Annotated in this window: 2 protein-coding genes; both read left to right on the forward strand. The window is 57.9% G+C overall.

Annotated features, from left to right (window positions below; genetic code table 11):
* Positions 1 to 99 precede the first annotated feature (99 nt).
* Positions 100 to 5,286, forward strand: a complete 5,187-nt coding sequence (locus ABEA08_RS11500) for a S8 family serine peptidase (RefSeq protein WP_345335457.1) — start codon at positions 100 to 102, stop codon at positions 5,284 to 5,286.
* Between the two features lie 654 nt (positions 5,287 to 5,940).
* Positions 5,941 to 10,893, forward strand: a complete 4,953-nt coding sequence (locus ABEA08_RS11505) for a S8 family peptidase (RefSeq protein ID WP_345335458.1) — start codon at positions 5,941 to 5,943, stop codon at positions 10,891 to 10,893.
* Positions 10,894 to 11,188 lie beyond the last annotated feature (295 nt).

The following is an 11,188-nucleotide window of genomic DNA, read 5'->3' on the forward strand; positions in this document are numbered from 1 at the left end:
TCTGCCATCGGTGACGAATAAAGAAGATCACTCGTGGGGGCAAAACCTTAGCTAACCAGGGAGTTGCCTGAACCAGGCAAAGAGGGTGTTATTTTGAAAATGAAGCAGCTTACGCTCGCGACATTGACCGCATTGTACGCCGCCAGTGGCGTCAGTGCCGTCGCCGAGCCAAGGACAACGGAGCGGTTCGAATCGATCGTCGTGACCGAACGCGTTCTGGAACTCAACGAACGCATGCGCGAGAACGAAGATCGCGCAGGCCATACCAATGCGCTCGCGGCCAATACCAATAAGCTCAATGTGCACCGTGGGGTGGCATTGACCCAAGACGCCAAAGTACCTTTTGTACATGAGGATGGCTTAACCGGAGAGCACGTATACATCATCGAGCTGTCCGAACGTCCCGTGGCACTGTATCAGGGCGGGGTCGCCGGTCTGAGCGCCACCGCACCTCGAAAATCGAGTGTTCTGGGCTACCTGAACTTCCACGATCAGAACAAGATCCAAACTGATAGCCCGGCCGTTCAGCAATATCAAAGCTATCTGCAACAAAAGCAAAACGACACGCTGAGTCAGATCGCCGCCGTGGTCGGCCAATCTCCGCAGGTCGTTGCGCAATATCAACTGGCCTTCAATGGCATGGCTGTCCGTATGAGCCAATCTGAAGCAGCCCAAGTCGCTCAGATCCCTAACGTGCGCGCTGTTCAAAAAGATGCGGTTTACCAAGTCCACACCGATGTGGGCCCGCAGTTAATTGGCGCCGATAAGATCTGGAATGGCCTGTCCAGCGTCCCGGGTGAGTTTCGCGGCGAAGGGATGTTGGTCGGGATCATCGATACTGGGATCAACAGCGATCACCCCTCCTTTGCTGAAGTCGCCGGTGACGGTTATGTTCACACCAACCCGTTCGGCAGCGGCAACTATGTCGGCGATTGTGAGCAAGCTGAATTTGCCAGCATGTGTAACGACAAGCTGGTGGGGGTTCGCTCCTACGCGGTGATCACCGATACCTATGGCGATCCCATCTTTGGCGGTTCCAGCAGCAACCCCATTCGTCCCGCCAACGGCGAAGACTATGCCGGTCACGGCTCGCACACCGCCGCCACCGCCGCCGGTAACGTCTTGTACGATGTCGACTTTGTGGTGCCTGAATTGGCGCAGCAGTCCGACGGGATCCCAACCGGGCTGAAATTCCCGATGATCTCCGGGGTTGCTCCGCGCGCCAACATCATCGCCTACCAGGCGTGTCATGGCTCCGACATGAGTCTGGGCGATCAATACGCCGGCTGTTACGGCTCCGCGCTGATGTCGGCGATTGATGATGCGATCGCCGACGGTGTTGATGCCATCAACTACTCCATCGGTACCTATTACGGCGGATTCCCTTGGGATCACCCCATCGAATTGGCCTTTCTGGCGGCACGAGAAGCGGGGATCAACGTCTCAGCCTCCGCCGGTAACTCCTTTGCTTTAGGCTATGGTGCCATCGATCACCTCTCGCCCTGGCTCACCTCAGTGGCCGCCACCACCCATGGCCGCGAAGTCGTTCAGATCGACAAAAACATCACCGACATGAGTGGCGGCGACGAAGCACCACCACCAACCATCAGCGGCGGTGGCATCACCGATGCCTACAGTGGCCCGATCGTGCTCGCTTCGATGTACGGCCAGGACTACGAAAGCTGTAATGAAGCCTTCCCCGCCGACTTTTTCTCGGTCGATCCCGAGGGCAACCCATGGCCCGGAGACGTAGCGCCCATCGTGGTCTGTAAGCGCGGCGACGTTGCCCGCGTAACCAAAGCGGAAAACATCGCTGCGGGCGGTGCCGGCGCCATGGTGCTGTGGAACAGCAAGAGCAGCGATAACATCGCTCGCGATGCCTATGTGATCCCGGGGATCAACATCTCCTACAGCGAATACTGGGGCACCACCGAAAATGGCCGTTACGGCCTGGAAGATTGGCTGGATTCCGGTAGCGGTCATATGGCTACCATCACTCAGGGCGAGGTGGTTACCACCCAAGGTCAAGCCAACTACGTGGCGAACTTCTCGTCCCGTGGGCCCAACCTGCAGGCACCGGATGTGATGTCTCCCAATCTGGCTGCGCCCGGCGTTGATATCTTCGCCGCGTACGCCGACGATCTGCCGTTCAGTGCGTTCCCTCAGCCGTCGGACTACGCCATGATCAGCGGCACCTCAATGGCCGCGCCGCACGTTGCTGGGGCGATGACCCTGTTGCAACAGGCCCACCCGGATTGGACACCAGCGCAGATCCAATCGGCGTTGATGACCACCGCCTCACTGGATGGCGTCGCCAGCTACGGCAATCCCACCGCAGGCTTGCTGGAAGCGGGCAGCGGCGTGATCAACGTCGGTCGCGCGGTCGATGTCGGCCTGCTGCTGGATGAAACTGGCGAAAACTACCGTGCCGCCAACCCGGATCTGGGCGGCGATGTCACCCGCTTGAACGTGCCTTACATGTTCAACGACAACTGCGCCGGCACTTGCTCTTGGATGCGGACCTTTACCGCAACCAAAGCCGGTACCTATGATCTGTCGATCGAAGTCCTGCCGATCACCGGGGCGCCGGCGCTCGAGCTGGAGGTGTTCCCGAAACAGTTCACCGTCGAAGCGGGCCAGACCCAGTCGATCAACGTGATCGCGTCGATCCAGGATCTGGAAACCATTGGCGCGGACAGCTCCCAGATCCAGTTGCACGGTCTGGTGCACATCGTCCCTCAAGGCGATGATCTGCCCAGCGTGAACCTGCCGGTTGGTGCCCGCTATCAGGGCGATAGCCTGCCGAAAATTGTCAGCACCGTGGTGCACCGCAATCAGGGTGAAGTACTGACCCCGATGATGAGCACGCCGGAATATCTGTCGCTGAACACTCAAGTGGGCGGTATGACTAAGGCCACCCGCCATATGTTCGATCTGCCCCGCGCCGAACGCCGTGCGCAGGAGCTGGATCCCGAAGGCAACCCCATCTCGATGGAGGAGCTCAATGCCGATCCGGGTACCGAGGTGCTGTTCTTCGATGTTCCAGCAGGCACCAAGCGTCTGGTCTGGTCGGTCCGTGAAGCCGACGTCAATGGCTGGCCCTCTCTGGAGCTGGGCATGGACATCAACGAAGATGGCGCCGTGCAATGGTGGGATGAGGCGATCTGTCAATCCTATGCCGCTGTCGGTAACTACTGTGCCATTAACGATCCGCTCCCCGGCCGCTACTGGGCCATCGCCGCCAACTGGAAGTTCTCATACGAGGATCCGGAAAACCTGGCCGATCACTTTGAGGTGGATCTGGCGATCGTCTCACCGGACGATGAAGGCCACCTGACCGTGACCGGCCCGACCAGCAATGATGGCTTAACGCCGTTCCATTTGGCGATCGATTATGACCTGCCAGACATGATGGCGGGTGACACCTACTACGGCGTGATCGCACTGGGCTCGGATGACTACAACCAGGGCAACCTGGGGCAGTTTGCCTTCCAGCTGGAGCATATCGGTACCGATATCAGCATCGAGGCCGACAAAGTCGGCGGCACCGTCGGCGATCTGGTCAACTATCAGGTTGAGTTAGCGCCGAACCTGCTCGGTGACGAACGCACCTTCGAACTGACCACCACCCTGCCTGACGGCTTTATGCTGCTGGAAGACAGCATCGTGACCGGTGGCAACAGCGATCACAGCGCCGGTCTGAGTGTCGAAGGCAATACCATCCGCATTAGCAGCACGCAAATGTCTTCACTGGAGATGCCACGCTCTTATACCTTCACCACCAACCACGATGACCCCATGTGCCGTGTGCCGTACGGTGACGATCCGGCGTTCCATGATCTGTTTGCCATGGGCCAAACGCCAATGGGGATCACCGGCAAGGCCAACCGCCCACTGTACTTCAGTTTTGCAGAGAACGACTTCCCCACCATTCCGCTGTACGGCAACCCGGTCAAGTATCAACTCGATACCTTAGGCATTGCCCCGACCGGGCACATTCAGTTGGATCCCTTCTGGGATATGTGGAACGGCGCCTATGAGTTTGCCGATTGGTTCCAAGGCGTACCCGCGACCGTGATCGCCGCCAACTGGCGTGGCGATCTCGAGATGCAGCCTCAGTACTGGGACTGGAATAGCTCACGCTGGATGAATGCGGTTTACGGCGTGATCACCGATGAGTACTACATCTTCCAGTGGGACGGGCTGACCGAAGTGAATGGCTTCTTGACTGGGAACGACTCGCCGGATCCGGATGCCTACTACAACTTCCAAAGCTTTATCGGCCTGAACCTCGACTTCCGTCCTGGCCGCTACGAGATGGTGCATGCCTACCACACCATGGACTCGGCCAACAGCCATCTGGGTTCTATCGGCTCGCACGGTTACTACGGCGAATTTACCGCCTATGGCGCGGCTCTGGGGTACCTCAATGACGGCTATGCGTATCGCGATCTGGATACCAAAGCCGCACCGGGCACCGTGGTCTGTGCCGATTACCATGGCCCGGAAGAGAGCAAAGTCGTCCTGACCTTTACCGCACGTATTGGTAACGATGCAGCCAACTCCGATGGCGAGCTGAGCGTCACCTCAACGGTCGGTAACTCCATCGCGCAAATGGACACCCATCAGATCCCCGTTCCTGGCAACATCAAGTTGGCGGAGATCGCGGATCAGCAAACGGAAGAAGGTGAAGCCCTCACCGGCTTAAGCTTCTTCTACAGCGATAAGAAGGGCACCACCAATGGCGTGGAGATCAGTGGCGAGCACTTCACGGCCATCGTCCACGGAACGGAAACCGGCTCCACCTTCGACATCGAACCCGAGATGTACTGGAATGGCACCACCGAAGTCACCGTCACGGTTTATGACATGGCCTACCCAACCGATCGTGCCTCCACCAGCTTTATGCTGACGGTGAACTCCAATGGTGAAGCGGTGGTTCAGGTCACTGAAGTGACGGCTGAAGCCTCTCTGTCCGGAAGCGATATCATGTTGTCCGCCGAAGCGGAGATGAGCGGCACAGAAGGCGCTGAGAATATCACTCTGAGCTGGAGCCAAACCTCAGGTCCAACTGTCGCCATTGACGGCAGCATGGTCAGAAACGCACCGGCCGGTGACTACGTCTTTACGGCGACTTACGCCGGTAATGGCAACAGCATGAGTGCAAATGCTGAAGTAACGGTAGCCGAAGTCACTCAAGAGAAGAAAAGTAGCAGCAGCGGTTCGCTAAGTTACCTAGCCCTACTAATGTTGACGTTGTTTGGGGCGCGTCGCCGTCAAGGCTAAACCTTCTCACAGCCTGTCTATCACCTAGCCGCCCCTCGGGGCGGCTTTTTGTATTCCCTTAGTAAATCGACGCCCTGAACCACGACGAATGCAATGAGCATTCACTCCGAGTTTGCAGCCGCTCGTGAACACCCGCTTAAAGCACCCAACCTGTTCGCAAGAGAACCGACTCTATTCTCCCGAACATTTTCAAAGGCATAGCTAGGGTCACATTCAAGCTCATCGGAGAATTTACCGGTCATCAGGATATCGATAACACCCAGTATGGCCCGGATAGCACATTAGCTTTCAGCAAACACCTACCGGACAAGAAGGCGAACGACCCAACTGCCCTTTCACACAAGACAAAACAAACCTATTACGCATCTAAAAGCCACATTCACCAGCGATTTAAGTATAGCTCATCACAACATCCCACCGGACACACATTTCCTTTTAAAACAGGGTTATAAACAAAAAAACAACGAATGTGACGCAACCGGTATACGCAAAAGCTATCAATCTATCTCAGTCTTTGCATTGGAATGACTACAAATTTAACCGCAATATAACACTGAACGTTACCATTGCTGGTCCCTAAAGGCGACTGTGTAGAAACGCCGATCAGCCGTGCATTAAGCAACCAGGGAGCCCGACAGGGCAAAGGGTGTCAAAGTGAAAATAAAACAACTCGCTCTCGCGACCAGTGCGGCACTCTATGCCGCTGGCCTGGCCGCCTCGGGGCAGGCAGGACCTCAAGTGACTGTCCATGGCGATCTCGCCATCAAGCCCATCAATATCTCCGCAGAACAAGCTGAAGGGCTCAAAGAGCTCAGCCAGCTGCGCATGAACGGAGGCCGCGGCCACATCGCCGGCCCCAACCAGATGATCGGGCGGGGCGTCGATAAGGTGCCCTTCCACTTCGAAGCCGATCTGGACGATGGCGAACACACCTACATCGTTCAGTTGACGGAAGCCCCGGCGGCCACCTATCAGGGTACGGTTCCTGGGATCGCCGGTACGGCCTCAACCAGCCGTACCGGCCTCAATGTCGCGAGCAGCAACGCCGTTGCCTATACCCAACACTTGCTCAACCGTCAGGCTCGGGTTCACAGCGAGATCAGCCGAGTCACTGGTAACAGCAACGCCCTGCTGAACCAGTATAAGTATGCCTTTAACGGCATGGCGATGAAGCTAAGCCAACAGCAAGCCTCCAAGGTGGCCGCTCTGGCTGGCGTGCGTGCCGTGACCCGCTCCACCGTTTTGGAGCTGCACACCGATGTGGGCCCAAGCCATGTGGGCGCCGATCAGCTGTGGAACGGCGAGGCCAGCAATGGCATGGCGTACACGGGTAAGGGGATGATCGTCGGGATCTTTGATACCGGGATCAACTCTGGCCATCCCTCCTTTGCCGCCTCTGGCGACGACAAGGTGGCTATCCAAAATCCCTGGGGCACCGGTGTCTTTACCGGTGACTGTCTGATCGAAGAGTTTGCCGGTCTGTGTAACGACAAGCTGATCGGCATTCACTCCTATTCAGAGATCACCGACAGCTACAGCGATCCCATATTCCAGGTGGACAACCCCTGGGCCTATGAATGGCTGCCACAGCGCCCTGCCAATGGCGAAGACTATAATGGCCACGGCTCCCACACCGCCTCGACTGTCGCAGGTAACGTCCTGTTCAACGTCCCCTATCAGTTGCCGGAAGTGGGTTACGGTGATGACATCACCGGCCGTGATACCGATCTGGTGTTCCCTCGAGTCTCAGGCATGGCGCCCCACGCCAACATCATCTCCTACCAGGTGTGTTGGGCCGGTGGTCCGGAAGATCCCTACTCAGGCTGCCCGGAGACCGTCACCCTGCAAGCCATGGATGACGCCATTGCCGACGGCGTGCACGTGATCAACTACTCCATCGGTGGTGGTGAGCGCCTGCCGTGGCAATCGCCCACCGAGTTGGCCTTCTTGGCCGCGCGCGAAGCAGGGATCTCCGTGGCTGCCTCTGCCGGTAACTTCGGTGGCAGCATGCGCGACCACGTCTCCCCCTGGGTCACCAGCGTGGCCGCAACCACCCACGGCCGTGAGTTAGCCGCCAACGAAAAAACCTTGGACGGCTTTAGCGGCGGTGAAGAGAGCCCAAGCCCTTGGGGCCCCATGCGTGCAAAATCCATCACCAAAGGCTACAGCGGTCCGGTCGTCTCCGCCGCTGACTATGGTGACATGAGCAACGGCAACTGTGATCTGCCCTTTGCTGAAGCCACCTTTAACTTCCTGCCCGATGGCATAACGCCACTGACCGAAGCCCCCATCGTCGTGTGTGGCCGCAGCGACCAATCTCGCATTGCCAAAGCTGAGAATGTCCAAGCTGGCGGCGCTGGCGGGTTTATCTTGTATAACACCCAGTCCGATTACCTGTACGGCGATTCTCTGGCCCAAAAGGTCGATGACTACTACCCTCTGCCCGCCGCCCACATCGGCAACTATGACGGCCAAAAAGTCTTAGAGTGGCTGGCGGCTGGCAGTGATCATCGCGTTACCCTATCCGACGGCTCTTTGTACACAGTCATGGGCGAGGCCGATATCCTGGCCAACTTCTCCTCCCGTGGGCCGAGCTTCAACAACCCCCACTCCATGATGCCAAACCTGGCCGCGCCGGGCGTCAGCATCTTTGCCGCCTTCGCCAATGATCGTCTGTTTACGCTGGATGGCGCGGGCATGAACTGGTCGATGCTCGACGGCACCTCAATGGCTTCGCCGCACGTGGCCGGCGCCATGGCATTGCTACAGCAGGCGCACCCGGAGTGGACCCCAGCGCAGATCCAGTCGGCGTTAATGACCACCACCACCCAGATCACCGTGCGCCAGAACGACGATCCGGCCTTTACCCTCTCCGCCGACTTTGATGACGCCGGCAGCGGGGTGATCAATGTCGCCCGTGCGGTCAAAGCGTCTCTGCTGATGGACGAGACCATCGACAACTACATCGATGCCAACCCATTGGCCGGTGGCGATGTTCGTCGCCTCAATACCCCCTACATGGTGGATCGCGAGTGTCCGGGCACCTGTAACTGGTACCGTACCTTTACTGCCGCTGAAGACGGCACTTGGGAAATAACCGGCGAAGAGGTTTCGCATACCGGCGCTTCACAGCTGAAACTGGCGTTCACCCCGAGCAGCTTTACCCTGGCCGCCGGTGAATCACAGCGGGTGATGATCAGCGCCACTGTGCCGGAGATCTACACCCAGACTGACGATCCCAGCACAGATACCTACAACTCCATCGGCTTGCCGTTCTACGGCAACATGATCCTGACCCCAGCGGACAGCATGGCGCCGGTACAGAAGGTGCCGGTGATCGCCGCCCACGCCGCACGCGGATTGCCCGAGCAGGTCAACGCTACCATAGGTCGCGATCAGGGCCAGATCATCACGCCGGAATTTGTCACCAAAGAGAGCAGTAGCCTCAGTGCCACCGGTTATGCCCAGACTGACGCCTTCTACGATGCCTTTATGCTGCGAGAAGCCACAGAATTCGTTTGGGAGATGGAGGGTGCGGTGCCATCGACAGAATCAGAAGTCGGTTACCGCTTCTTCGAAGTACCAGAAGGCACCAAGCGTCTGGTGGTTGAAATTGCCCGCGAAGGGAACTTCTATCGCTACGCCACAGCGTTGGATCTGGGTTACGATGCCAACAATAACGGCTTGATCGACTACAACAGTGAAGCCCTGTGTATATCGGATTGGCGCATGCATGACTACTGTGCCATCAACGCCCCCGAGCCTGGCACCTATTGGTATGCCGTGGGCACCTACAAGTTTGGCGCATGGGGCCCCGATAAATATTGGGATCCCGATAACTTCGCAAACCCGGTTGACGTCAACGTCGCCATTATCGGTGGCGAAGCCAGCAATGCCCTGAGTGTCGCCACTCCGGGCGCCAGCAATGGCATCGATCCACTGGCACTGTCCATCGACTGGGATCTGCCCGATCAAGCCGAAGGCGAGATCTTCCATGGCGTTATCGAACTGGGCACTGACAGCGTCAATGGCGACGACATCGGCCTCATTCCAGTGCGCTTTGAGCGCGGCGAAGCCGATGTGCAACTGCACGCCAGCCACACGGGTGCCAAGATCGGTGATATCGTTCACTTCAGCTTCAGTCAGGCAGCCAACCTGCTGGGCGGTGATCGCGATATCAATGTTGAGATCACCCTACCGGAAGGTCTGACACTGCTTGAGGACAGCATCAGTACCAACGAGTACGCGACCGAGATGACGCAAGTCAATGGCAACGGACTCACCATCAACGGTATGCAACACTCCTCCAAGGACGACGTGCGTCGTTACGACTACACCACCAGTCTGACCGATGAGATGTGTCGCCTGCCCTTTAGCAGCGAGCCGCAGTTTGTTGATCTGTATGACTATGGTTATCCGGCCCTACCGGGCTTTGGTAATGCTTTCCAACAGTCGTTCGAGATCCCCGACTTCGACGGCTACCGCAAGTACTACCCACACATCCCGCTGTACGGCGTCCGCGCCGAAGACACCGACAACATCGTAACCATCCGCGGTGACGGCTTGTTGAAGTTCGACGCGCATACGCTTTACTCGCTGCCGGGCTACACCATGGGCATGGGTGGCCTGAGAGATCTGGTGATTGCACCGTTCTGGCGCGCTGACGCCGTCACCCTCAATGAGTCCGGCACCGACTGGTCCGATCCCTTTACACCTGTGAACTGGGAGACCGGTGTCTTTGCCGCTGACATTAACTTTGGTGACTACCTGATCGTCCAGTGGAAGGGGATGCACGGCAGTATCCCTGGCGGTTGGTTCCCTGAAGTGGACTACAGCCAAACCTTTAACTTCGAACTGGTTGCCTCCAGCAGCATCGATTTCACCCCAGGCTCCTACGAGATCTTCTTTGCCTATCAGCAGATCGAAGGGGAAAAGGGTGAGCACACCATCGGCCTGAAGGGCTACGAAGGGGTTCGCGGGCTCTACCACCCGGTCAATGACTATCAGTACAACGACTACGCCATCAACGAACCGGAGAAGTTCGATCAAGACATGGTGGTTTGCGCCAACTATCAGGGTCCTGAGAGCACCGCACTTGAGGTGAACTTCAGCGCCAAAGTGGGTAACGCACTGGTGGCCAGCACCGGTAACGTCGCTGTAACCGCCGATGCGACCGGGGCTCAAAGCATCAGCCTGCAAGTCCCTGTGTCTGTCGCTGGCAGCCTGTCAGTATTCGACATGGACGCTCAGACCATGGATGAGAACACCACGCTGTCCGGCCTTACTGTTCAGTACCAACAGGACGGCAGCCGTGCTGTCGCGCTGGAGGTATCCGGTGACAACATCACAGCCGAGGTGGATGGCATGTCCTTCGCCATCACGCCGGATGCTCACTGGCATGGCGAGACCGAGGTGATGGTGACTGTCTTTGATGTGGCCAACCCGCAGGATCGCGCCAGCACCAGCTTCATGCTGACCGTCAACTCCGACGGCGTCGAGCCGCCGGTGGTTGAGCCGCCAGCAGAGAAGAAAAAGGACAGCGGCTCGCTGGGCTATCTGGCGCTGCTGATCTTGGCGTTGGCCGGCACCCGCCGCCGCATGCACTAAGCGCCAAACCTAACCAACCAAGCCGCCCTCATGGGCGGCTTTTTCTTGCTCGTCCAACGGCGCGATACAGCATTACACTTACCCGGTGACGCGCACCGCCCCCTCCCCTGCACGCCAACGCAGGTCACCGGCTCCAAACCGACCTTTGCGCTTACGGCTCACCCGCTAATACCAATAGCACTAAAAGTTTGATCTAATGGTGCTTTGATTAGTGACCCGAGCACCGACGATGCATACTTCCAGCGATTTCAAGCAGCTTGCCAAGAAAGCCAGCGATTCGAGGATGAGAACGCGC

Origin of the sequence: Ferrimonas pelagia (assembly GCF_039543565.1) — a bacterium.
GTDB lineage: Bacteria > Pseudomonadota > Gammaproteobacteria > Enterobacterales > Shewanellaceae > Ferrimonas > Ferrimonas pelagia.